The sequence below is a fragment of the Fundidesulfovibrio magnetotacticus genome, assembly GCF_013019105.1.
Taxonomy (GTDB): Bacteria; Desulfobacterota; Desulfovibrionia; order Desulfovibrionales; family Desulfovibrionaceae; genus Fundidesulfovibrio; species Fundidesulfovibrio magnetotacticus.
In genome coordinates this window covers 47,590-71,610 of sequence record NZ_BLTE01000007.1, presented here as the reverse complement: position 1 = coordinate 71,610, position 24,021 = coordinate 47,590, and the positions used below count along the sequence as shown (strand labels likewise).

General features: G+C 70.4%; 18 protein-coding genes. 14 read left to right on the top strand and 4 right to left on the bottom strand.

Translation table 11 applies throughout. From position 1 onward, the window contains the following. Positions 1-44: 44 nt before the first annotated feature. The 11 genes from NNJEOMEG_RS08855 to NNJEOMEG_RS08805 all read left to right on the top strand — a co-directional run bounded on the left by NNJEOMEG_RS08855 (position 45) and on the right by NNJEOMEG_RS08805 (position 15,959). Entirely contained in the window at positions 45-1,313 is a 1,269-nt protein-coding gene (locus NNJEOMEG_RS08855) for an HD-GYP domain-containing protein (protein ID WP_173083501.1), read from the top strand. Between the two features lie 232 nt (positions 1,314-1,545). Further along, positions 1,546-4,800 (top strand): UvrD-helicase domain-containing protein, encoded by a 3,255-nt coding sequence (locus NNJEOMEG_RS08850; protein WP_173083500.1) that lies wholly within the window; start codon positions 1,546-1,548, stop codon positions 4,798-4,800. Between the two features lie 127 nt (positions 4,801-4,927). After that, positions 4,928-5,575 carry a LysE family translocator gene (locus tag NNJEOMEG_RS08845; protein ID WP_173083498.1) on the top strand — a complete coding sequence of 216 codons (648 nt, stop codon included), beginning with the start codon at positions 4,928-4,930 and terminating at the stop codon, positions 5,573-5,575. 139 nt (positions 5,576-5,714) lie between these two features. Next, complete coding sequence (locus NNJEOMEG_RS08840) at positions 5,715-8,006, top strand: FUSC family protein (protein WP_173083496.1); 2,292 nt, start codon at positions 5,715-5,717, stop codon at positions 8,004-8,006. 74 nt (positions 8,007-8,080) lie between these two features. Further along, entirely contained in the window at positions 8,081-8,293 is a 213-nt protein-coding gene (locus NNJEOMEG_RS08835; protein WP_173083494.1) for a DUF1656 domain-containing protein, read from the top strand. 4 nt (positions 8,294-8,297) lie between these two features. After that, the gene (locus NNJEOMEG_RS08830) at positions 8,298-9,434 is read left to right on the top strand and encodes an HlyD family secretion protein (protein WP_173083492.1); all 1,137 of its coding nucleotides are present in this window, start codon (positions 8,298-8,300) and stop codon (positions 9,432-9,434) included. Positions 9,435-9,592: 158 nt separating this feature from the next. Continuing rightward, on the top strand, positions 9,593-11,080 hold the full coding sequence (locus NNJEOMEG_RS08825) for a benzoate-CoA ligase family protein (RefSeq protein WP_173083490.1): 1,488 nt from the start codon (positions 9,593-9,595) through the stop codon (positions 11,078-11,080). A gap of 20 nt (positions 11,081-11,100) precedes the next feature. After that, positions 11,101-12,387 (top strand): acyl carrier protein, encoded by a 1,287-nt coding sequence (locus NNJEOMEG_RS08820; RefSeq protein ID WP_235956904.1) that lies wholly within the window; start codon positions 11,101-11,103, stop codon positions 12,385-12,387. 7 nt (positions 12,388-12,394) lie between these two features. After that, positions 12,395-14,656 carry a xanthine dehydrogenase family protein molybdopterin-binding subunit gene (locus NNJEOMEG_RS08815; RefSeq protein ID WP_235956903.1) on the top strand — a complete coding sequence of 754 codons (2,262 nt, stop codon included), beginning with the start codon at positions 12,395-12,397 and terminating at the stop codon, positions 14,654-14,656. Beyond that, positions 14,653-15,138, top strand: coding sequence for a (2Fe-2S)-binding protein (locus tag NNJEOMEG_RS08810; RefSeq protein ID WP_173083486.1), 486 nt, complete (start codon positions 14,653-14,655; stop codon positions 15,136-15,138). The genes NNJEOMEG_RS08815 and NNJEOMEG_RS08810 overlap by 4 nt, the downstream gene beginning before the upstream one ends. Then, complete coding sequence (locus tag NNJEOMEG_RS08805) at positions 15,135-15,959, top strand: FAD binding domain-containing protein (protein ID WP_235956902.1); 825 nt, start codon at positions 15,135-15,137, stop codon at positions 15,957-15,959. The genes NNJEOMEG_RS08810 and NNJEOMEG_RS08805 overlap by 4 nt, the downstream gene beginning before the upstream one ends. Before the next feature lie 325 nt (positions 15,960-16,284). Here the strand turns inward: NNJEOMEG_RS08805 and NNJEOMEG_RS08800 are convergent, their stop codons facing one another. From NNJEOMEG_RS08800 to NNJEOMEG_RS08785, 4 genes are all read right to left on the bottom strand, one after another. Then, a complete protein-coding gene (locus NNJEOMEG_RS08800; RefSeq protein WP_173083484.1) occupies positions 16,285-17,499 on the bottom strand; it encodes an MFS transporter in 1,215 nt (404 codons plus the stop codon). After that, positions 17,496-18,605: a pyridoxal phosphate-dependent aminotransferase gene (locus NNJEOMEG_RS08795; RefSeq protein ID WP_173083482.1), complete on the bottom strand. Its 1,110-nt coding sequence runs from the start codon at positions 18,603-18,605 to the stop codon at positions 17,496-17,498. Before NNJEOMEG_RS08795 ends, NNJEOMEG_RS08800 begins: the two co-directional genes overlap by 4 nt. Beyond that, positions 18,589-19,896 carry a hypothetical protein gene (locus NNJEOMEG_RS08790; protein WP_173083480.1) on the bottom strand — a complete coding sequence of 436 codons (1,308 nt, stop codon included), beginning with the start codon at positions 19,894-19,896 and terminating at the stop codon, positions 18,589-18,591. Before NNJEOMEG_RS08790 ends, NNJEOMEG_RS08795 begins: the two co-directional genes overlap by 17 nt. A gap of 175 nt (positions 19,897-20,071) precedes the next feature. Further along, the gene (locus NNJEOMEG_RS08785) at positions 20,072-21,100 is read right to left on the bottom strand and encodes a patatin-like phospholipase family protein (protein ID WP_173083478.1); all 1,029 of its coding nucleotides are present in this window, start codon (positions 21,098-21,100) and stop codon (positions 20,072-20,074) included. Positions 21,101-21,262: 162 nt separating this feature from the next. Between NNJEOMEG_RS08785 and NNJEOMEG_RS08780 the strand changes: the two genes are divergently transcribed. The 3 genes from NNJEOMEG_RS08780 to NNJEOMEG_RS08770 all read left to right on the top strand — a co-directional run bounded on the left by NNJEOMEG_RS08780 (position 21,263) and on the right by NNJEOMEG_RS08770 (position 23,945). Continuing rightward, positions 21,263-22,144: a PEP-CTERM sorting domain-containing protein gene (locus tag NNJEOMEG_RS08780; protein WP_173083476.1), complete on the top strand. Its 882-nt coding sequence runs from the start codon at positions 21,263-21,265 to the stop codon at positions 22,142-22,144. A gap of 186 nt (positions 22,145-22,330) precedes the next feature. Next, on the top strand, positions 22,331-23,110 hold the full coding sequence (locus NNJEOMEG_RS08775; protein ID WP_173083474.1) for a hypothetical protein: 780 nt from the start codon (positions 22,331-22,333) through the stop codon (positions 23,108-23,110). 274 nt (positions 23,111-23,384) lie between these two features. Next, positions 23,385-23,945: a PilZ domain-containing protein gene (locus NNJEOMEG_RS08770; protein WP_217270495.1), complete on the top strand. Its 561-nt coding sequence runs from the start codon at positions 23,385-23,387 to the stop codon at positions 23,943-23,945. The last annotated feature ends 76 nt before the right edge of the window (positions 23,946-24,021 follow it).

The following is a 24,021-nucleotide window of genomic DNA, read 5'->3' as shown; positions in this document are numbered from 1 at the left end:
CGACCCGGAAGGATTAATTTGGGGCATCCTTCAGGAGTACCGTCGTGCAGTTGCGTCTTTTCGACATGGTGGGCTGCCTCGCCAACGCCGTGGACCTCGTGAGCCCCGAGGTGGCCGGACACCATCGCCGCGTGGGCATCCTGGCCCAGGCCCTGGCCGAGGAGGCCGGGCTCCCCGCCCACGAACAGGCCGACCTGGCCCTGGCGGGCCTGCTGCACGACGTGGGAGCCTTCACCCTCAAGGACCGCCTGGCCGCCCTGGCCTTCGAATCCTCCGACCAGACCCACCCCGAGATCGGCGCGCGCCTCCTGGAGGGCTCCCCGGGCCTGAGCCGCGCGGCGGAGATCGTGCGCTGCCACCACCTGCCCTGGCGTCTGCGCGGGGAGGGCCGCTGCCGGGGCGGCGTGGAGGCGGGCAACCTGCTCGGCCTGGCCGACCGCGTGGACACCCTCCTGCCGCGCGCCAAGGGCGCTCCCATCGACCGCCAGCGCCTGGACCGCATGATCCGCGAAGGACGCGGCAGGCTCTTCAACCCCGCCTGGGTGGAGGCCTTCGAGGCCCTGGCCGCCCGGCCGGGACACCTGGAGGCCCTGGCCGAGGCCGGAGCCGCCGGGGCCAGCCCGCACATCCCCGAGGCCTGCAACCCCGGCCTGCGCGGCGAGGACGTCTCCCGGCTCTCGCGCCTCTTCAGCCAGATCATCGACTTCCGCTGCCGCTTCACGGCCACGCACTCGCGCGGCGTCACGGCCACGGCCATGGCCCTGGCCTCGGAACTGGGCATGGACGGCCACTCCCGCGACGTGCTGGAGATCGCCGGAGAACTGCACGACCTGGGCAAGCTGGGCGTCCCGGCCGAAATCATCATGAAGCCCTCGGCCCTGGACCCGGGCGAGATGCGCGTGATGCAAAGCCACGCCGAAAACGGCTTCAACGCCCTGGCCTCGGCCCCGGCCCTGGCCGATGTGGCCCTGCTGGTGGGCCAGCACCACGAGCGCCTGGACGGCAAGGGCTATCCCCACGGCATCCCGGCCTCCAGCCTGGGGCTGGGCGCGCGGGTGCTCACCGTGGCGGACATGTTCACGGCCATGGCCGAGGACAGGCCCTACCGCGCGGGCATGGAGCTTTCGCGCATCGTGGGCATCCTGGAGGACATGGCCGCCCACGGCTCCCTGGACCCCGACGTGGTGGGCGTGGCCTCCGCGCGTCGCGGCATGCTCGACGAGACACGCCGCCGGGCCCAGAAGCAGGCCCTGGCCGAGTTCGAGTGCTTCGCCGGGGGGCTGGCGCTCGTGCAGTGCGTGGACACTGCGTAAAAATTGCGGAGAACGCGGCGAGGGACTTGCGTGTTTCCCTCCTTTCTGGTTTATAATGACGCATCGACTCCTCCCCACAGTCGTGCAGGATTCCCCTGCTGGAAAGGCCCTTGTCCGCGCAGGGGCCTTTTCATCTTGGCGCCCGCCCGTTCCCGTCCCGGGGGCTTGGGCCGGGGGCCTTGCCCGCGCGGCCCGAAGACGCTAGTCTGCCCCATCCTCAAGGCGGGGCGACATGGACCAGTACAGGGCTGATCTGCACATCCACTCCAGGTTTTCCAGGGCCACCAGCAAGGGCCTGACCCCGCGCCATCTGGCCGCGTGGGCCGGGATCAAGGGCCTGGACGTGGTGGCCACGGGCGATTTCACCCACCCCCAGTGGCTCGAGGAGCTGCGCGAACAGCTCGTGCCGGATTCCGAGGGCCTTTTGCGCCTCAAGGACGCGCGCGGCCTGGAGGGCGAGATCCCCTGGCTGCCCGACGCCCACCTGCCCGGACACGCGCGCTTCATGCTCTCGGCCGAGATTAGCTCCATCTACAAGCGCGGCGGCAAGGTCCGCAAAGTGCACAACCTGGTCTACGTGCCCACCTTCGAGGCCGCCGAAAAGCTCAACGCCCGTCTGGCGCGCGTGGGCAACCTGGCTTCCGACGGCCGCCCCATCCTGGGCCTGGACAGCCGCCACCTCCTGGAAATGGTCCTGGAGACCGATCCCCTGGCCTACCTGGTGCCAGCCCACATCTGGACCCCGTGGTTTTCGCTCCTGGGCTCCAAGTCCGGCTTCGACTCCGTGGAGGAGTGCTTCGGAAGCCTCTCCGAACACATCTTCGCCCTGGAGACGGGCCTTTCCTCCGACCCCGAGATGAACCGCCTGCTCTCCAGCCTGGACCGCTACCGCATGGTCTCCAACTCCGACGCCCACTCCGGCGAAAAACTCGGGCGCGAGGCCAACCTCTTCTCCGGCACGCTCTCCTACGAGGGCATCTACCGCGCCCTGCGCGGCGAGGGCCTGGGGCACGAGTTCCTCGGCACCGTCGAATTCTTCCCCGAGGAGGGCAAGTATCACCTGGACGGCCACCTGGCCTGCGGCGTGGTCATGGACCCCCACGAGACGCGGGCCAAGGGCGGGCTGTGCCCCGTGTGCGGCAAGCCCCTCACCGTGGGCGTGCTCAACCGCGTCATGGAGCTGGCCGACCGCGAACAGCCCGTCAACCCCAAGGGCGAGCCGGGCTTCGTCTCGCTCATCCCCCTGGCGGAGATCCTCTCCGAGATCCACGGCGCGGGCGAGTCCACCAAGAAGGTCCGCGCGCACTACGCCCGGCTGGCCAAACGCTTCGGCCCCGAGCTGACCATCCTGGCCAACATCCCCCTGGACGACCTGGCCCAGGACTCCCCCGTGCTGGCCGACGCCGTGGGCCGAATGCGCCGGGGCGAGGTGTTCCGCCAGGCCGGGTTCGACGGCCAGTACGGACGCATCAAGGTCTTCAGCCCCGAGGAGCTGGCGCGGGCCGTGCGCGGGCAGGCCCTGGCCGACCGGCCGGCCCCGGGCGCCACGCGGGTGCGCCGGGGCAGGACCCGCGCGGACAGGGCGGGCGAGCCCGGAGACCCCGAGCCCTCCGGACCCGAAAGCCCCGGACCCGAAAGCCTCGGACAGGACGCGGCCGAACCGGAAACCTCCGGCGGCCACGCCACGCTCCCCGGCGCGCCGCCCGCCCTCAACGAGCGCCAGCGCCACGCCGCCCAGTCCCGGGAACAGCGCCTGCTGGTGCTGGCCGGGCCTGGCACGGGCAAGACGCACACCCTCATGGCCCGCATCCGCCGCCTCCTGGAGGAGGGGGCCGACCCTTCGGAGCTGCTGGTGGTCACCTTCACGCGCCGCGCCGCCCAGGAACTGCGCGAGCGCCTGGGCGACGTCCCCGTGCGGGCGGGCACCCTGCACTCCTTCGCCTACGACTGCTGGAGCGAGGCCTACGGCGAGAAGCCGGTGATCCTCTCCGAGGAGGCCGCCCGCAGACTCTTCGCCGAGGTGAACCCGGAGCTCGCGGGGCCCAGGCTCAAGCAGGCCTGGACCCAGCTCACCCTGGACCGCGAGCGCATGCGCCGCCGCCCCCTGCCCGTGTGGCCCGAGAAGCCCCGCGCCCCGGCCGAGCCCGGTCAGCCGCGCCCGCCGCGCCAGGACGCCCCCCTGCCCGCCGGGGAGGACCACGCCGCCCGCTACGCCCGCCAGAAGGCCTCCTGGAACCTGGCCGACCACACAGACCTCCTGGAGTTCTGGCTGGAGAAGATCGAGGCCGGGGTCTACGACAACCGCTTCCGGCACGTGCTGGTGGACGAGGTGCAGGATCTTTCGCCCCTGCAACTGGCCGTCATCCGCTCGCTCGCGGGCGGGTCGCGCGGTTTCTTCGGCATCGGGGACCCCAAGCAGTCGGTCTACGGCTTCCGGGGCGCGTCGGCCGACGTGCGTCGCGAGCTGGAGGGCTTCTGGCCGGGGCTCTTCACCGTCTCGCTGGAGGAGAACTACCGCTCGGCCCAGGCCGTGCTGGACCTGGCCCACGGGCTCTTCCCGCGCTCGAAGCCCCTGCGGGCCGTCGGGGAGAAATCCTGCGAGATCATGGAGTTCACCGCGCCCCAGGGGCTGCGCGAGATTTCCTGGATGGCCGAGAAGATCCGCCAGCTCCTGGGACCCACCTCCGCCACGCTGGCCGGGGCGAGGAACCGGCGGGGGAGCGCCCCGGCGCTCTCTCCGGCGGACATCGCGGTGCTGGTGCGCTTCCGGGGGCTCATGGCGCCCATCGCCAAGGTGCTCACGCGCTTCGGCGTGCCCTGCTCGGTGCCCGAGGCCGAGGCCTTCTGGGCCGACGGGCGCGTGAAGGCCATCCTCAACGCCGCCGGTCGTTTCCTGGGCATGGCGGACATGGAGGGCGCGCTCTCCCTGGCCTGCCCGGACCGCGTGCTGGCCAAGGGGCCGAAGGAGATCGCCTTCTACCTGCGCGACGTGCCGCCCTTCGAGCACCTCTTCTGGCAGGGGCCGGAGTTCGGGGAACTCTGCGAGGCCTACGTGCGCCACGGAGGCTGGGCCGGGCTTCTCTCCCACGTGAACGAGCAGAGCGAGCTGGAGCTGGTGGGCCGCCGCGCCGAGAAGGTGCGCGTGATGACGCTCCACGCGGCCAAGGGGCTGGAGTTCGAGGCCGTGTTCCTGCCCGCTCTGGAGGACGGCATCCTGCCGTTCGCGGGCATGGGCAGGCTCACGGGCAAGCTGAGCCCGGCGGAGACGCCCCCGGACGAGGCCGAGGAGGAGCGCCTGCTCTACGTGGGGCTCACCCGGGCCAGGACGCGGCTCTACCTGAGCCATGCCGAGAAGCGCGAACTCTACGGACGGCTGCTCATGCTCAAGCCTTCGCGCTTCCTGAAGAAGCTCGACATGGAGAACGCCCGGCGCTCCCACCTGGTGGCGCGCACGGTGCGCAAGGAGCAGCAGCTGGGCCTCATCTGACGCTTGCGGGCGATGCGGCGGCAGGGAGCGCCGGACGCCGGACCGGATCGCCCGGACGGGCCACGGACGTCCCACACGCCCCAACCCCAACGCCCCGCGCCCGCGCGGGGGAGAAGGAGCCTTTCCCATGCCCCTGGACGCCTGGCTGGCCTTCGTGGCCGCCTCCTGCGTGATCCTGGTGATTCCCGGCCCCACGGTGCTCCTTGTGGCGGGGTTCTCCCTGTCGCGGGGCGCTGGCCGCGCGTGGTGGTCGGCCTTCGGCGTGGCCCTGGGCGACGCCACGGCCCTGGGCTGTTCGCTTCTGGGCCTCGGGGCCTTCCTGCAGGCCAGCGCGGGGCTCTTCACGGCGCTCAAGCTGGCGGGTGCGGCCTATCTGGTGTGGATGGGCCTGGGCATGCTGCGTCGCTCCGGCCGTGCCCGGTCCGGGCCGGTGGTCCCGGCCGGCGCGGCGCCCGCGGCCTCGCGAGGGGGCTCGCCGTGGCGCATGGCGCTCCAGGCCTACGTGGTTACCGCGCTCAACCCCAAGTCGATCCTCTTTTTCGTGGCCTTCGTGCCGCAGTTCATCACGCCGGGGCCCCAGGCGGGGTCGCAGATGCTCGTGGTGCTGGCCACGTTCCCGGCCCTGGCCTTCGTCAACGCCCTGGGCTTCGTGCTCCTGGCGGACCGGGCGCGCCGCGCGGCGGCCAGCCCGGCGGCCGGGCGGGCCTTCCAGCGCCTGGGCGGTGCGGCCCTGGTGGGCGCGGGGCTCTGGACGGCCGCGCGCGAGGCCTCCTGAGGCAGGGCGGCGTGCGCGCGCACGGCATGCCTCCGCCTGCCGCAGCCGGTCCGGGCGTCCGTTCCACCGGTCCGGGCGCGGCGGGAATCCTCCGGGCGCTTGGGCCGTTGCGCGTCCCGCCTCCGGGAGCTGACGCCCCGTGAGCGCCGCCCCCACCCGCGCCCAGGAGGCCGCCGCAGACGCCCGCGAGGGCTTCAAGGTGGGCCTTTCGGTGGTGATCGCCCTGGGCGTCGCCTACGCCCTGGGCTGGGACGAGCCCCAGTGGGCGGCGCTTTCGGCCATCGTAGTGCATCGCGGCCCGTACGGGGCCTCCATCCTCAAGAGCGTGAACCGCGTGGTGGGAACGCTGGCCGCCGCCGTGGTGGCCGTGGCGCTGGTGGCCAACTTCTCGCAGTCGCGCTGGGGGTTCATGGCGGCCATGTCGGCGTGGATCGCCGTGGCGGGCTACATGAGCTTCACCTCCCAGCGCTCCTACCTCTGGATGAAGGCCCTGGTGGTGAGCTTCCTGCTGGTGGCCCACTCCGACCTGCAAAGCGCCGACGTGTTCGACGTGATCCTCTCGCGCACCCAGACCACGGTGCTGGGCGTGCTGGTCCACTACCTGGTGGACACCTTCCTCTGGCCACGCCTCACGCGGCCGGGCCTGCTGACCAGCCTGGACGGGATCCTCGCCCTGGAGGCCGAGATCCTTCGCGACCTCTTCGCCGGGCGCTACCAGGGCCAGGAGCCCGAAGCGCCCCATGGACGCCCTCGCATGCTGCTGCGCCAGACCGCGCACTTCGAGGAGCTTGTGGAGCAGTGCATCATCGAGGACCCGCGCACCTTCGAGGAGCGCCACGCCTGGCGCGCCGTGGCGCGCACGGCCGAGCGCGCGGTGGAGGTGCAGGGCCAGGCCGTGCGCGCGCTCATGTCCTGCGGCGGCGTGAACCCCCTGGACGCCTGCCTGACGGGCGCGCGCGACTTCCTGGACGAACTGGGCCGACGTTCCGCCCACATGCGGGCCCTGGCGGCAGGGCAGGCCCCGCCCGCGCGGCCCGTGCGCCGCGTGCGCCTGGGCTTCGCCCCCGGCGCGCTCCGGGGCGCGATGGGTGTGCCCCGGACGACGCTTCTGGTGCTCAAGGCGCGCCTGGACGAGATGGAGGAACTTTCGGCCCGCATGAGCGGGCATCTCCAGGCCATCCTGGCCGACGCCTCCCCGCTGCCGGACCGCTCCCCCGAGCCGCGCGGCTTCACGGGTCTGGACCCCGAGGCCCTGCGCCTGACGCTCTGCCTCCTGGCCATGTTCTCGGCCTGCTTCCTGACCTACATCTACACGCAGGTGCCTACGGGGATGGAGTTCGTCTACATCTCGCTGCTTTTCACGCTGCAGTCGGTACTCTACACGCGCACGCGGGTGCAGACGTTGGTGTGGCCGTTCTTCGTGGGATACGTGGTGTCTTTGGCGCTCTACATCGTCCTTTTCCCGAAGCTCTACGCCTTCCACCAGATCGCCCTGGCCATGCTGGCGGCCATAGTGCTGTTCTGGGTGTTCCTGCGCAAGACGCTGGGCACGTGGCCTTGCATCCTTCTCATGTTCACCTGCGGCACGGCCATCACCTCGCCGCCCACCTACGACATCACCTCGGCGGTGAACATCGCCGTCTCGCTCTTTCTCTTCTTCACGCTGTGCTACCTCTCCACGGAGTTCATCTATTCGCTGAGCGGGGAGAACATCTTCGTAAGCCACGACCGCTGGTTCCGCGCGGCCCTGGCCCAGCGCGCCGACGCCCTGCGGGGGCCGCTCTGGCGAAGCCTCGCGCGCGCGCCCTCCCGGTTCACCGCGTCCATGCGCCCCGTGGACCTGGCCCGGCGCATGGACGAGGCCTCCCGCAAGCTCGACCCGCGAGACCTCACCCCCGATCGGGCCGGGGCGGTGGCCGACTACGTGGAGCGCTCCTACCTGCTGTCGGCCCAGGTGGAGGGCCTGCGCCAGGACTACCGCCGCCTGACCGAGGGCAACCCGGACCCGGGCGACCGGGCCGCCGCCGAGCGCTGCATGGAGCGGGTGCGCGCGGTGCTGGAGGCCGTGGGCGCGCGGGCAGGCGGGGCGGGTTCCGCCGCCGCGCCGGGTCCCGCCTCCGGGACCGGCCCCGCCCCCGCGCCCGGCTCCGGACCCGGTCAAGGCCCCGGCGGTTCCGGTCCTGGACCAGGCCCCGGCGTGGCCGTGGCCGCCGGTCCCGGCGCCCCGGCGGCCCTCGCGGCGGGCGAGGCCGATCAGGCCCTGGCGGACCTGGAGGCGCGCGCCGCGCGGCACGCCGCCGCCGACCCCGACTCCGAGCGCCTTCTCCTCTGCTTCGGCCAGTGCGTCTCCACGGTGCTGCGCCACGCCCTGGCCCTGGACGGGCTGCACCCCCGGCTGGACGTGGAAGCGCTGGCCCAGACGCGCTTCTGATGATTCGCCTTGATAAAGGACGCCATGTCTTTCACAACAGGAGCGAGACGCGGCAAACCGGAGCAGGAGGCCCGATGTTCAGCGTGCCCCACGAGATCGACCTCTTCGGGATCTACTTCCCGCCCTTCTTCCTGGCCTCGGCCCTGGGGGTGCTGGCCACGTGCCTGCTGGCCTGGCGGCTCAACGCCCTGCGCCTGAGCCGCTACTTCACCAACCCGGCCCTGGCGTTCCTGGCCGTGAGCGCCATCCTCGCCTGCCTCTTCGGGACCTTCGTCCTGCCCAGCTGACGCCATGCGCTTCGAACGCCGCAAAACCGCCGTAACCCTTGCCGTGGTCCTGCTGGCCGTGCTGGCCCTGGGCCTCAAGTACCGGCAGTACCTGGTCAACCCGTGGACCCGCGACGGCCAGGTGCGGGCCAACGTGGTGCTGGTGTCGCCGCGCGTGTCGGGCCCCATCGTGCGCCTTCCCGTGGTGGACAACCAGCGCGTGGCGGCCGGGGACCTGCTCTTCGAGATCGACCCGCGCACCTTCGAATCCAAACTCAAGGAGGCCCAGGCCAACCTGGACCTGACCCTGCAGAACCTCGCGGCCCTGGACCATCAGGTGCGCGCCGCCGAGGAGGCCGTGCGCCAGGCCGAATCGCGGGTGAAGCAGGCCGAATCGGGCATCGCGGACTTCGAGGCCCAGCTCCTGCTGGCGCGCAAGAACCTGGGGCGCGCCTCCACCCTGGTGGCCGAGGCCACCATCCCGGTGCAGGCCTACGACCAGTCCAAGGAGACCCACGACACCGTGCAGGCCCGCCGCCAGCAGGCCCAGTCCGCCCTGCGCCTGGCGACTGCGGCCAAGCGCCAGGCCGACGCCGAACTGGACCGCTCCGTGACCGCGCGAGGCCCCCTGGGCGAGGACAACCCCCAGCTGCGCGCCGCCCGCGCCGCCCTGGAGGACGCCCGGCTCAACCTGGAGTTCACGCGCCAGCAGGCCTCCGTGGACGGCTACGTGACCAATCTGAACCTGCGCCTGGGCAGCCAGGCCGTGGCCAACCAGCCCGCACTGGCCCTGGTGGACGCCTCCAGCTTCTGGATTTCGGGCTACTTCATGGAAACCCAGGTGGGGCGCATCCAGCCCGGACACCCCGCCGTGGTGACCCTCATGAGCTACCCCGACAAGCCCCTGCAGGGCGTGGTGGAGAGCATCGGCTGGGGCATCTTCCAGAAGGACGGCAGCACCGGGCAGGACCTGCTGCCCACCGTGAGCCCCACCTTCGAGTGGATCCGCCTGGCCCAGCGCATCCCCGTGCGCGTGCGCCTGCTGCGCCTGGAGGAGGGCGTGCTCCTGCGCGCCGGGGTCACGGCCTCCGTGCTGGTGATGACCGGCGACAAGCCGCAGGACCTGTCGAGCGTCCCGCCCGCCCCGGCCCTGCTCCAGTAGCTCCTGGGGGGAGGAGCGCGAGAGAGGGGAATCTTTCCTGGCTTGTTTGACGCGCCGGGAGGAACAATCTACCTTTGACCGATGCCAGGGGCGCCACGCGATGCCGGACGGGCTCCGGTCCGCGCGAAGCCTCCGCTGACGCCGCCAAGGAGGCGCGCATGATGGAAGGACGCAACGCGGCCTGGGACCTGCTGGAACTGGGGCACTCCCTGGGGGCCGAACGCACCGCGTACCTCTTCGGCGGCTCGAACCTCACGTACGGCGCGCTGAAAGAGCGCTCCCTGCGCTTCGCCTCCTACCTCGACGCCCGGGGCGTGCGGCCCGGCGAGCGCGTCCTGCTCGTTCTGCCCGACACCCCGGCCTTCGTCTGCGCCTTCCTGGGAGCCATGCTCGCCGGAGCCTGCCCCGTGCCGGTGAACACCACGCTCAAACCCTCGGACTACGCCTTCCTGCTGGAAGACAGCGGCGCGCGGCTCCTGCTCACCGTGCCGGGCCACCCCTCCCTGGAGGCGGCCGGACCGGACCGCCCCGCCGTGACCTGCGGCGATCTGGGGCCGCCGGACTTGGACGAAGCCCCCGAGGGCTTCGCCCCTCGCCCGGCTGATCCGGCCCATCCCGGCTTCATGCTCTACAGCTCCGGCTCCACCGGAAACCCCAAGGGCGTGCCCCACGCCCAGGAGAACCTGCTCGTCCCGCACAGGACCTGGGGCCGGGTGCTGGAACTGGGGCCTTCGGACGTGGTGTTCTCCTCCAGCAAGCTCTTCTTCGCCTACGGCCTGCTGGCCAGCCTGGCGCTGCCCCTGGCGGCCGGTGCGGCCACGGCGCTCTTCCCCGGCAAGCCCGGCCCGGGCGACGCCTTCGACCTGATGGCCCTCCACCGGCCCACGGCCTTCTTCGGCGTGCCCACGCTCTACAACGCCATGCTTCGGGTCTACGAGCCCGCCATGAAGCCGTTCGTCCCGGCGCTCTGCTACAGCGCGGGCGAGGCCCTGCCGCCGCTTCTGCACGAGGAGTGGCTGCGGCTCGCCGGGCGGGAGATCCTGGATGGCATCGGCTCCACCGAGGCCTTCAACGTCTTCGTCTCCAACCGCAAGGGGCGCTCCCGGGCGGGCAGCGCCGGGCAGCCCGTGCCGGGCTTCGAGGTGCGCCTCGTGGACGACGAGGGCGGCGACGCGCCCCCGGGCAGCGAGGGCCACCTGCTCATCCGGGGCGAGGGCCTCTGCCGGGGCTACTGGAACCGGCCCGACAAGACCCGCGAGGCCATGCTTCCCGGCGGCTGGCTGCGCACCGGGGACGTGTTCGTGGAGGAGGGAGGCTTTTTCTCGCACCGGGGCCGCAGCGACGACATGCTCAAGTCCGGCGGCCAGTGGGTGTCGCCGGTGCGGGTGGAGGAGGAGCTTCTGCGCCATCCCGCCGTGGCCGAGTGCGCGGTGGCGGCGCGGCGCGCGGCGGGCGCGGAAGTGGTCTGCGCCTTCGTGGTGCCGGCCCCGGGCGCGGTCCCCGGCAAGGCTCTGGATCTGGAATGGCGGCGGTTCCTCCTGGAGCGCCTGCCCCAACACATGTGCCCGGCGCGCTTCGAGTGCGTGTCCGAGCTGCCCAGGACGTCCACCGGCAAGGTGCGGCGCTTCGTGCTGCGCCAGGGCTGAGGCGTCCCGCAGGAGGTTTTGTGGAACAGCTGATCCAGGAACTGCGCGAACTGCTCATGGAGGCGGGGGTGGACCGGGCCGTGGCCGGGGCCGTGCGCTCCGAAGCGCCGCTGTTGCGTCAGGGGGTGGATTCCCTGGACTATCCGGCCTTCTCCCTGGCCGTGGAGAGCCGCTACGGCCTGTCCATCGACGAGCGCGACTCCCTCTCGCTGCGCACCCTGGACGATTTTGCGGCCTACATCCGTGAGCGCGTGCGGGGAGAGAGCCCCATCGGCCGCATCCGCCGGGACTGGAAGACGGTGAACCCCGGCCGCGACTACGAGGTCGGCCCCCTGCGTCCCGGCGACGGCCGGGGCGTGGCCCAGCTTTTCTACTCCGTCTACGGCGACCGCTACCCCGTGGAGGACTACTACGTCCCCGAGCGCATCGAGCAACTCAACGCCGAGGGAGCCCTGCTCACGGTGGTGGCCCGCCTGGACGACGGCTCCGTGGCGGGGCAGGGGGCCTTCTATCAAAGCTCTCCGCCCAACAAGGCGCTCTTCGAGTTCGGGCAGGTGATGGTGGCCCCCGAATACCGCGAGACGCGCATGGCCGCCCGGATCATCCGGGAGATGGATCGCCTCTCGCACACCATGACCCAGGCCCAGGGCTTTTTCGGGGAGGCCGTGTGCACGCACACCGTCACCCAGAAGCTCGTGGACAAATGGGGCTACTCCGAGTGCGGCCTGGAGGTGGCCCTCATGCCCGCCGGGGCCTACGAGAAGGAGGGCGCGGGCGCGCGCCGCGTGAGCTGCCTCCTGGGCGCGCGCGTGGACCGCGACCGCTCCATGCCCCTGCACCTGCCGGAATGCTGCCGCCCCGCCCTGGAGCTGATCCTGGAGGGCTTCCGCCTGGAGCGCGCCATCCGCTGGAGCCCGGCGGACCAGCCCCTCGCCGCCCGGACCTCACTGGAGCGCCGATCCTTCGATTTCGCCCAGGTGGAGCGGGCGCAGGCGCTCGCCGTGGGGGCCGATTTCCCGGACATCGCCGCGCTTCTGGACCGGGAGGCGGTCCAGAGGGGCCTGGCCGTGCTCCAGGTGTACGTGAACGCGGGCGAGCCCGGCGCGGCCTTCGCGGTGGAGGCCCTGCGGGAGCGCGGCTTCTTCCTGGGCGGGCTCATCCCCATCTGGTTCGGCCCGGACGCCATCCTCATGCAGAAGCTCTACGTGGAGCCCGAGTTCGAGGCCATCAACCTCCATTCGGACAGGGCCAGGGCCATCCTCGGACACATCCGGGCGGACCACGCCCGCGCCTGTGCCACCCTCTGAGGCCGCCGTGACGCACCTGCCGGACACCCTCTCCAAGGCCGTGGGCGCGGAGCGCTTCGCCACGGATTTCCTCCCGCCGGACTGCCTCTGGGCCGGAGCCAAACGCGCGGGCGTTGCGCACGCCGGAATCAGGACCGTGCACACGGGCGAGGCCCGCGCCGTGCCGGGCGTGCTGGCCGTGCTCACCGGGGCCGACGTGCCCGGGACCAACCGCCAGGGCATCGTGCACAAGGACCATCCCGTGCTGGCCGTGGACGCCGTGCGACACGCCGGGGACGCCGTGGCCCTGGTGCTGGCCGTGGACAGGCAGGCCCTGGCCCATGCCCTGGAACGCATCCGCGTGGAGTTCGACCCCCTGCCAGGCGTCTTCGATGCCGAAGAGGCCCTCGCTCCGGGCGCACCCCTGGTCCATCCCGGCCGGGAGGGCGGCAACCTCCTGGCCCATGCCCTGGTGGAGAAGGGCGACGCCCCGGGGGCCTTTGCGCAGTGCCATGCGGTGGCGGAGGGCGTCTTCGAGACCCCCATGCAGGAGCATGCCTTTCTGGAGCCGCCCAACGGCGCGGCCCGGCGCACCCGCAACGGCGGCATCGAGATGGTGGTTTCCACCCAGGCCCCCTTCCGCGACCGCTTCGAGATCGGCCACGCCCTGGGCCTGGACCCCATGAAGGTGCGCGTGCGCGCCCCCTCCCTGGGTGGCGGCTTCGGCGGCAAGGACGGGGCCACGGTGCAGTGCCTGCTTGCCCTGGCCGCGCTGCACGGCGGCGGGCGCTGGGTGCGCATGTGCTGGAACCGCGAGGAGACCTTTCTGGCCGGGTACAAGCGCCACGCCGCGCGCATCCGGGTGCGCCTGGGGGCCTCGCGAACCGGGGCGCTCAAGGCCCTGGAGTGCGTCATGCATTTCGATTCCGGCCCCTACGCCCACCTGGCCGTGGAAATCATGGCCCTGGCCATGGAGCACGCGGGCGGGCCTTACGCCGTTCCGCACACACGCGTGGAGGGCTTCTGCGCCTACACCAACAACCCCGTGGGCGGGGCCTTCCGGGGCTTCGGCGTGGCCCAGGCCAGCTTCGCCCTGGAGCGGACCCTGGACCTGCTGGCCGCGCGCCTGGGCATGGACCCGGCCGCCCTCCGCCTGAGGAACGCCCTGCGCCCGGGCGAGCTGAACTGCGCGGGCGTGGCGATGGAGTCCCCCACGGGGGCGGCCGAGTGCCTGGAGGCCGTGATGGACCATCCCGTCTGGAAGGACCGGGAGGCCTGGAAGGCGCAGGCCCCGGCCTTCAAGCGCCGGGGCGTGGGCATCGCGGCCTCGTGCAACGCCATGGGCTACGGCCGGGGCCTGCCCGACGCGGCCGCCGCCAAGCTGGAACTCACGCGGGCCGGGACCTTCCGCATCTACAACTCCGTGCCGGACATGGGCCAGGGCAACTCCCTGGCCTTCGCGCGCATGGCCGCCCAGGCCTTGGACCAGCCGCCCTCCGCCTTCGAGGTGGTCCGGCCCGACACGCGCCTGTGCCTGCCCGCCGGGTCCTCCTCGGCCAGCCGCACCACCTACGTCTACGGCAACGCGCTCCTCAAGGCCTGCGCGGCCATGCGCGAGAAGCTCCAGGCCCGCGCCGCCCTCTTCCTGCTGGCCGACGAACCGCACCGCCTGGTCCTGGCGCCCGGGGCCGTCACGGACCCGACCGGCGGCCGCAGCGTGCCCCTGGCCCTGATCGCCTCCATGCTCCAGCGCGACGACCGCATCTGCGTCGACCAGTTCGTCTCGCCCGTGGTGGAGAGCCCGCCCGACACCGGCCGGGAGTTCCGCCTGGGCTTCCCGCACCGTTTTTATTCCCACGCCGCGTGCGTGTGCGCCGTGGAGGCCGACGAGCTCACCGGTCAGGTGGAGCTTGCGCGCTGCGTCACGGCCGTGGAGTGCGGCCGCGTGTTCGACGCCCAGGGCGTGGAGCGCCAGGTGCAGGGCGCGTCGGCCCAGGGCGTCGGCTTCGCCCTCTTCGAGGACCTAGCCGTTCAAGAAGGGCTCATCCGCGCCGACGGTCTGGACCGCTACCTGATCCCCACCGCCCTCGACCTGCCCGATCTGGAGTCTCTCAGCGTGGAGGGCCACGAGCCCAGCGGCCCGCACGGGCTCAAGGGCATGGGCGAGGTGGGCGTGCACGGCCCGGGGCCCGCCGCGGCCCAGGCCCTGGAGGACGCGGTGGGCCTGGACGCGCGCCGTCTGCCCGTCACCCCCGAAGAGGTGCTCGCGGCCATGGGAGGCGCACGATGAGCGCGACCGTCACCCTGGAGTTCACCCTGAACGGCGCGCCCGTGCGCCTGGAGGCCGCCCCCGGCAGGCGCGTCCTGGACCTCCTGCGCGAGGACCTGGGCCTCACCGCCGCCAAGGAGGGCTGTGGCTCGGGCGAGTGCGGGGCCTGCGCCGTGCTGGTGGACGGCGAGGCCCGGCTCTCCTGCCTGATGCTGGCCGCCCAGTTGGAGGGGCGCGAGGTGGTCACGGCAGAGGGGCTGGGGACGCTGGAGAATCCGCACCCCGTCCAGGCCGCGTTCGCCGCCGCCGGGGCCGTGCAGTGCGGCTACTGCACCCCGGGCATGACCATCGCGGCCTCGGAACTGCTCGCGCGCGACCCCGCGCCGGACCGGGACGAGGCCCGCCGGGCTCTCTCGGGCAACCTCTGCCGCTGCACCGGCTACGTGAAGGTCGTGGACGCCGTGCTGGACGCCGCCCGGACCCTGCGTGGAGAGAAGCCGTGACCCCCGACGTGCGCTCTCCGCGCTCCCTGGAGGAACTCTGGCCCCTGCTGGAGGACGGCTACACGGCCATGGCCGGAGGCACCGACCTCCTGGCGCGCCGCGCCCCGGCACGCCCGGAGCGCATCGCCTGCCTGGAGCGCATCGCCTGCCTGCAGGGCGTGCGCGAGGAGGGGGGCCTGCTGCGCCTGGGCGCGTGCGAAACCCACGCCCGGCTCCTGCGCCATCCCCTGGCGGCCGTGCGGCTGCCCGTGCTGGCCCGGGCGCTCTCCGAGCTGGGCTCGCCGCTCGTCCGCAACATGGGCACCCTGGGGGGCAACCTCGCCACGGCCTCGCCCGCCGGGGACGCCCTCCCGCCGCTCGCCGTCCTGGACGCCCAGGTGGAGCTGACATCCCGCCGGGGCGTCCGGCTGGTCCCCCTGTCCGGGTTCCTGCTGGGGCCTGGCCGCACGGCCCTCTCGCCCGGGGAGATCGTCTCGGCGGCCCTCGTGCGCCTGCCTGAGCCCGGGGAAATCCAGCACTTCGAGAAGGTGGGACGGCGCAAGGCCCTGGCCATCGCGGTGGTCAGCCTCGCGGCGACCATACGCCTGGACGGGGAGGGCAGGGTGACGCAGGCTCGCCTGGCCCTGGGCAGCGTGGCCCCCACGGCCGTGCGCTGCCCCCGGGCCGAAGCCCTGCTCACCGGACGACACCTGGACCGGGAAACGCTCCTGGACGCCGCCGAGACCCTGCGCGAAGAGATCGCGCCTATCGACGACCTGCGCGCCTCGGCCGAATACCGTCGCGCTGTGGCGGGGAACCTCCTGCTGCGCCTGGCCCTTTAGGAGGCCTCCGGCGGCCAGAGAGGGCGCTGCCCTCTCTGGACTCTCCCGCCAGGGGGGTGACCCCCCTGGACCCGCAATTGCTTCGCGGGCTTCACCGGTAAGGCCGCAGGTTCCGGTCCTGGTCCCCCTGAGCGCGCCGCACGGTGGATCGTCTTCAAATCGGTCCGCCGTGCGGCGCGCTCAGGGGGGCCAGGGCCGGAGCCGGTGGGCGAATTGAACAGACCGGACGTATCCGATCGTCTTCCGATCGGTCGGCGGCGACGGCCCGCGAAGGGGGCCCCGGGGGATGCTGCCGGTGGGACGAGGGAGCCGGGCCGGCTGCGGCTCAGTGCGGCGCGTCCGCCCCGGCGCGCAGCTCCCGCGCGGCCAGGGGCAGGTAGAGGAGCGCCGCCCCCGTCGCGCAGGCAGCGCTCACGCCGAACAGCGCCCCGAAGCCCCCGGAACCGGCCAGCAGCGCGCCGCCCGCCAGCGGCCCCAGCACGTACCCCGCGTCCATCATGAAGAGCATCAGGTTCATGTTCATGCCCCGCAGGCGCGCGGGCGACTCCAGGAACATGGCGGCGTTGGCCAGGGGCATGGCCACGCCCAGGCACGAACCGTAGACCCCGGCCAGGGCCAGGAAGGTCGTCGCGCTCGCCGCCAGGGGGAAAAGGACAATGCACGCGCCGAGCAGCGCCAGGGCCGAAAGGGCGGCCGTGCGCCGGGGCAGCCTGTCGTAGTACGGCCCGGCCAGCACCCGCACGGCGATGGATGCGCCGGTGGACACGGTGAAGAAAAGCCCCGGATCGGCCAGGCCCAAGGAAAGGGCGTAGGGCTTGGCGAAGAAGAACACCTGGGTGGTGGCCGCGAACGCCAGAAGGTTCGCGCCCAGGAGCAGCAGGACCGGCGGCCTGCCCAGGTTCTCCAGGATCTCCGCGCGCGAAGGCCCGTGGCGCTCCTCCGGTGGGAAGGCCTTTCGCCCCAGACGCTTGCCAAGGGGAACCATGAGCGCCAGGGCGGGCAGGGTCAGAAGCGCCGTCCAGGCGTAGGCCCGGGCCTCGCCCCCCGCGCGCGGCAGGAGCCATTCGGTCAGCGGGGGCATGAGGGCGTAGGGCACCAGCGACGCCAGCGAGAAGTATCCGAAGGCCCGGCCCGAAAGCTTCGGGGGCACGGTGCGCGCCAGGAGCGCCATCACCGCGCTCACCAGGCACACGAACGAGAGCCCGTGGAAGATGCGCACCGCCAGCAACTCCGGGACGGAGTGCGCGAACTGGTAGCAGGGCAGCGCGAGCCCCAGACCCGCCAGGGAGAGGCGCGCCAGCAGGAGGGCGCGCCGCGCGGTGACGAGCACGCTCAGGAAGGGCCGGACCGCCAGCGCGGCCATGGGCTCGGCCGCGATCACGGCCCCGCGCCAGGCCGGGTCCACGCCCTGGCGCTCCAGCCAGCTTGCCAGCCCGTAGAACACGGCGATGTTGCAGAAGCCGAAGGCCGCCGCCAGGGTGAGCACCGCGAAGTCGTAGGTGAACAGGCGCTGCGGCCCGTCGTCCGAAGGAGGGGTCATGAGCGGTCCAGGGCCTTGCGCAGGGCCTTGGCGAAGGCCTCCATGGCCTCCTCCCCGGCCAGCGTGACCCGGATCCAGTTGGGAAAGCGGAAGCCCGTCATGGTGCGCACCATCACGCCCTGGCGCATGAGCAGGCGGTGGAGCAGGGTGTCCGGCATGGGGGCGCGGGCCATGATGAAATTGCCCTCGCCCGAGACGTGCTCCAGGCCCAGGGAGTCGAACACGCCGCGCAGATGGCCGCGCGCCTGGGCCACCAGGGCGCGCGTGGCCTCCACGTGCTCCGCGCCGTGCTCCACCGCCGCCCGTGCGGCCAGCTGCCCAGGCGTGTTGACCGAATAGACCAGGTGCGTGCGCCGCACGATGTCCACGGCCTCGGCCGAGCCGCACAGGTAGCCCACCCGGAAGGCCGCCAAACCGTACATCTTGGAGAAGGTCCTGAACACGAGCACGTTGGGATGGCGCTCCAGCGCCTCCATGCCGTCGGGGAAGTCCGGCGAGTCCACGAATTCGCGGTAGGCCTCGTCCAGCACCACCACGGCGCGCCCGGCCACCCCGTCCAGGAAGCGCTCCAGGGTGGCCTTGTTCCACCAGGAGCCCGTGGGGTTGTTGGGGTTGCACACGAAGACGATCTTGGTCTTTTCCGTCACGGCCGCGAGCAGGGCCCCGGGGTCCAAGGCGTAGTCCCTGAGGGGGACGAGCCTGGCCTCGATGCCGGAAAACGCGGCCACCCACTCGTAGACGGCGAAGGTTTTGTCCGCCGTTACGATGGCGTCCCCGGGCTGGCAGAAGGCCTTGATCACCGAGGTGATCACCTCGCAGGAGCCGTTGCCCACCAGGAAGCGCGAGGGGTCCTTCCCGAAACTTCGGCCCAGGGCCTCGCGCAGGAAGTGGCAGTCCCCCTGGGGGTAGACGGCCCCCCGGCCGGGCTCGAAGGCCGCCAGGGCCTCGCGGGCGGCGGGCGGCGGCCCCAGGGCGTTCTCGTTGTTGTTCAGGCGCAGCAGCCGCTCCACGCCGTACTGACGCATGAGAACCTCGTCCGGACGGCTGGGGACGTAGCTCTCGAAGTTCAGGACGTGGGAGGGCGCGAGGTCAGCGATCCGGCTCATGCTGGAGCACCAGGAGGTCCGAGCGGCCCGCGAAGGGGAGCACGAGCCTCGGGCGGAATCCGGCCCGGGCGGCGGGGCCTGCCAGAGCGGCCTCCCAGGCGCGGGAGAGGTCGAGATAGAGCAGGATGTTCGCCGCGCCCTTGTCCGCAAGGGCCCTGGCGTGGGCGCGGAGGTTTTCGGGCACGTTGGCCCCGTCCAGCAGGGGGGTGAGCGTCGCCAGCCCCTTGTTCTTGTCCAGGTTCACCGAGAAGAGCGAGCGCTCGCGCTCCCAGGCTTCGGGGGATCGGGCGGGGAGGATGTCGCGGCACATGGCCAGGCGGTCGTAGGCCTTGCGCAGGAAGTCCGCCGATTCCGGGTCCGCCCAGACCGCCTCGCCTGCGTCCTCGCGCAGGTGGCGGTAGAGCACGGGTTGGCGCGCCGCGCCCTCGGGGCCGAGGAAAACGAGTTCCCCCAGGGGCTCGAAGTAGCCCGGTGGCACGTCCTGCGTGGCCCGTTCGCTGAAGACGATGTCCGCCTTCTCGCGGGCCACGGCCGAGAGGAAGGCGTCCGCCAGCATCCGGGCCACCTGTGGCCCGTCCCCCGGCGGGGCGAAGACGAACGGACCGGAAAAGGCCAGGCCCCTCCCGCCGGAGCGGGTCCAGCACAAAAGCCCCGCCGGGTGGGACGCCCCGTCCAGGGCCATGACGCTCTGGAAACGGCCCTCCAGGCTCATGTCCGCGAATTTTCCGGGCGTGCGGAAGCTGGCGGGGCAGTGGCGGGCGGGGTAGCGGGCGTAGGCCAGGGCGGCGGCGCGAAGGAGCAGGCCCGCATCGGCCTCCGCGCGGACGCGGTAGGGCGGGCGCACCGGTACGCATCCCATGGGGGAGTCCATGGCCGGATAGGCCTTGTCCACCTCGGCGTGCAGGACGAAGGAGCCGTCGCCCTCGCTTTCCAGGCGGAAACGGTCGGCCACGCGCCCGGCGAGGATCAGGCTCAGAGGCTCGCCGTCGTCCCCCGCGCCCGAGGGGGCGGGGGGGCGGCAGGCGTTGAGCGCGCCCAGGCAGAGCCCCTCGGCCCGGAAGCGGATGGATGCGCGGGTCTGGTAGGAGCTGCCCGTGAGGGCCACGCGGACCGGGCCGTGGTCCGGCAGGGTCTTGGCCAGGTAGAGGAAGAATTCCTCGACGGCCAGCTGGAAGCGCATCTGCTCGCGGGGGGCCATCGCGCGCGACCGGGCCAGGGCCTCGGCGGCGGTGGTCAGGACGCGGGCGTAGCCAGGGTCCGGGGGGATTTCCAGAGAGAGCGTGGTGTCCATTGCAGCCGCCGTGTTCGTGGTCGCGGGCGGCCCGGGCTCCAGGCCCGCGAAAAACCGTCGCGCCGCAAGCATAACCCGAACCCGGCGGCAAGGCAAACCGGCAGCGGACAGGGGACCTTGCGTCCGCCGACGCCTCGGTCTTCCGTGACCGGCCGACGGCTTGCGTCACGCCCCCTTAGGCCGTGGACTCCTCAACGCGATTCAGCGGGCGGTTGCTCTGGTCGAGGAACCATTGCATGTAGGCGTGGACCGACCGTCGGCCGGACTCCTGCAGACTCGCGATGGACTCCTGCGGCAGGTTGAAATCCGTTGCGCGCACACCGTCCGCTTCGATGAAGACGGTTCGCTGCCAGTCGGAGAGGTTGAGGAAATTCCCGGAACTGGAGTCGGTCATCAGTCCGATCATGGCTTTGATGTAGGCAGGGAAGGATTCGATGCCGCGCCGGAAGCCCGAATCATCGGGCGCGACGCCGGCGTCTCGCGTCCGGGTCTCCACCATGAGCCCAAGGGTTTCCTTGTTATAGAACCGGCTGGCGTTTCTGGAGGAGGGGTGGTCGACCAGGGCGAAGAGCCTCGCGTCGTCCTCCTGCGAGAGCCACCGCGCCTCGTCGTAGAAATTCAGCGGGTAGTTCCAAGTGAGGCCGCCGTCCACGTAGGGGCCCTCGCCGTCGAGCCGGGCGACGCTGAACAGGAAAGGGATGCTCATGGAGGCCTGGAGCGCCTTCCAGATGGGCAGTTCCGGCGTTGTCGAGGCGCTGAAGATGTGCGCGCATTGGAGTGTCACGTTGGTCGCGATGACGGCCAGATGCTTGCAGGCAGCGCCGCTGCGGCCCGCAAGTCCCTCAAGCTGTCCGAAGGTGATTCCGGGATCGCCCGAAAGGCTCTCCATGTGCCGCTTGAGCCAAAGGCTGAGGCGCTTGCCCTGGAACCAGCCGTAATCGGTGAGCAGGTGGGGCAGGGGCTGGCCAGGCCAGAACGTCTTGTCCAGAAGTCCGCGAAGGAAGCCGCTGTCCAGCAGCCGCCCGAGTTGTTCGGCCCGGCCGCCCAGGGCTATGTGCGCGGCCACGAGCGCCCCCGAGGACGTGCCGCAAACCCTGCGGATGTCCGGGATGACCCCGTACTGCTCAAGGGCCTCCAACGCTCCGATGTACGCGACACCCTTCACCCCGCCGCCTTTGAAGACAAGATTTCGGAATTGGGTCACGCCGTATCCTCCGGGCTTGGGTGGCTTGTGTTCGGGTTTGATCCTCCGTGCCGGGCCAGGCTGACCAAGCAAATTGCACTCCATGATCCGTGTCCTCTCGCACGGGCCTGGCAGGCCGTCGTGGCACGATTCATGCTTTAGGACCTTTGAAAGGAGATCACCATGAAGCCGTTCACACTGATCTTGGCGTTGTCAGTCTTCTTCAGCGGGTCCGCCCTGGCGGCTCCTGAGTATACCCAGGACACAAACCTGAACTGGGACGGATACAACTCCTCGACCTATGTCACGACATACGGGACCAAATACGGGGCCATCCCCGGGGATGTCATAGGCATTCCGGACATCAAACAGATTGGATTCACTTTCAACGGAACGCACCTAACCGCTGTCTCCGTCGACTTCTTCCTTCCGACGCAGCAGTCGCGCAGTTCGTGGAACTCCGACAAGTTGAAGCCCGGAGACATCTTCATCAACATCGACAACGACACGGACTGGGACTACATCATCCACAACCCCGATTCGCTCGTTCGCCCGGGCGGAACGGCGACAGCGTCGTCGGCTCAGCAAAAGGCGGCCATGGACGCGGTGAAGAACGATGTGGTCGACTCGCAGTGGACGGTGTACAAAGCCGACGGTGCGGGGCTGGAGTATGGCAACACGGCGACGTGGGCCGCCAACTACAACATGTCCACGGTCTACGAATACAACCTCGGCGGCTGGGACTGGCGCAAGAACCACCCCGTGCAGGCCAAAGATCCCGGCGACCCCACCGGCATCACCGCGACGGTCACCTGGCCCACCAGCGTGGCTGTGAATACGACCAGCACCGACTTCTGGGCCACCTGGACCCTTTCCGGCGGCGGCATCGAGCTGCAAGGTCATCATTCCATGACTGTAGGCTTCGCGGTGAGCTGCGCCAACGACGTCTTCTACGAGCGGGCGCCCATTCCCAACCCGGAACCCGCCTCCATGCTCCTTATGGGCGCCGGCGCGCTGGGAATCTCCTTCCTGCGCAGGCGGGCCCGCAGTAAGGAAGAAGTGTAAGGGATCGTTTCAATTCATGTCGGGTATCCTTACAGGCCCGGCGGTGTTCGGCCGCCGGGCTTTGTCGTTTCTGGCCCCGATCCGAATGATTCCTGCGGCCCCGATCGCCCCCCCCCACTAGACGAACCGCTTGAAGCGTTGTTACAGGATGATGTACCTGCTCAAACACGTACAAGCAGACAAGCAATGCTCCAAGAATGGTACTGGGCCCTTTCGGCCTCCGTGCTCGACCAAGCGAAACCCCTGGGGTACGCGCGGGATGCCGCCCGTTACCGGGGAATCTGGACGCGCAACGCCGAGGCCTGGCGGGGTCATCTCGAAGCCTGCCGCGCTTTTATCCTTCGGTCCGCCCGATCGGCCGCCGGGCATGGCGTCGCCGTGGTGGCGGGGTCGGGGTGGTGTCTCGATGTTCCGCTGGAAGAGCTTTCCCGCTTGTTCGTCAACGTCGTGCTCGTCGATGTCGCCCATCCTCTGGAGGTCCGGCGCAGGGCCGCGCGGCTTGGCAACGTGCGCCTTCTCCATGCGGACCTTACCGGCTCGCTTTCCGCAGTGCTGGAGTCCCTGAAATCCGGGGTGCGACTCCCGAACCGATTCGTCCCCGTCGACCCGCTTCCCGGGGTGAGCCCGGACATCACGATTTCCGCCAATGCTCTTGCACGGCTTCCCCTGCTGCCCATGGAGCGCCTTTGGACCGCCGGCCGCCATTCGGAAGGGGAGTTGGAAGCTTTCGCGCGCAATGCCATGCAGGCCCACCTCGACTGGCTTGAAAGCCGTCCGGGGGTTCGCTGTCTGCTCACGGAGCTTGCGTGGCTCGGGGTTGCCGACAACGAGACCATGATGTCGGATCCTCTGCACGGCGTGGCTTCCCCCGCGCCCCAGGAGCGCTGGGAATGGAGCTATGCTCCCAGGCCCGAAGCCCACCCCCTCCGGGACGTTGTCCACGTGATCGGGGCGACGGTTTTCTAATTCCCGGCGTTTCCCTGTCGTGATCTCCGGCTTGGCGGAGCCCAAGGCCGATCCACTCCTGACCTCTCCGCGCGTCCCAAGTCCTGGCCATAGCATGCCCGGCCCCGCATCACCGTGCCGGTCCCTTCTGGAAGAACATCCGACATGTGTTGCGTTTGTTTACATTCTGCCCGTTGGATTCATCCGAAAAGGCCGTTTCGGCACGTCCAGAGTGCAGTTTCCAATCCTGGAGAGGACGGCTGTCTTGGCATATATTTTGTAATGTATTTGAAATATGACAACAGACAAGGAAAGAGAGCATACAGTGATGCATCAGCAATTGACAGTATCAAGGGGGGGCACGACAACAGTTTGTTTTGATATTCCAGTCGGTTTGGCTGACAGATTCCGTGAAAAAGCCAGTCTCGCTGGAGAAACGCAGGACGCACTGTTGGATGATGTTTTGACAAAATTCTTGAATTGCACGAGCGATGCACGTTTCCATGAAAACGGATTCGATAAAAGGAGGGAGAAGCGTGTTGATGTATCGATAAACGGAGTGATGGAGATTTCTATGCCGCACAATGAGACACAATATAAGGCCGTGAAGATACGTGACATTTCTGTTGGTGGCCTCGGGATGGTCATCAGCTGCGACTCGTCTGTGATAGTGGATAATCTGCGTAGTGGAACACCGTTTGTTGTTATTTTTAGTGTGCCGTCACTTACGAATATTTTCAAGGTGTTGTGTAGGCCCGTCCATGTGACAACAAGTCTTGCGGTGTCTGTAGGTGCTTCGTTTGTTAAGCTCCCGGCAGTGTTGGCAAACACGCTTCAGGTTCATTTCGGCTTTTGAATCCCGAGACGGCACCCCTCCCCGCCCTGCATTTTCGTGTTACGAGTATTGACGCCAACAAGGGGCTCCCTTAAAC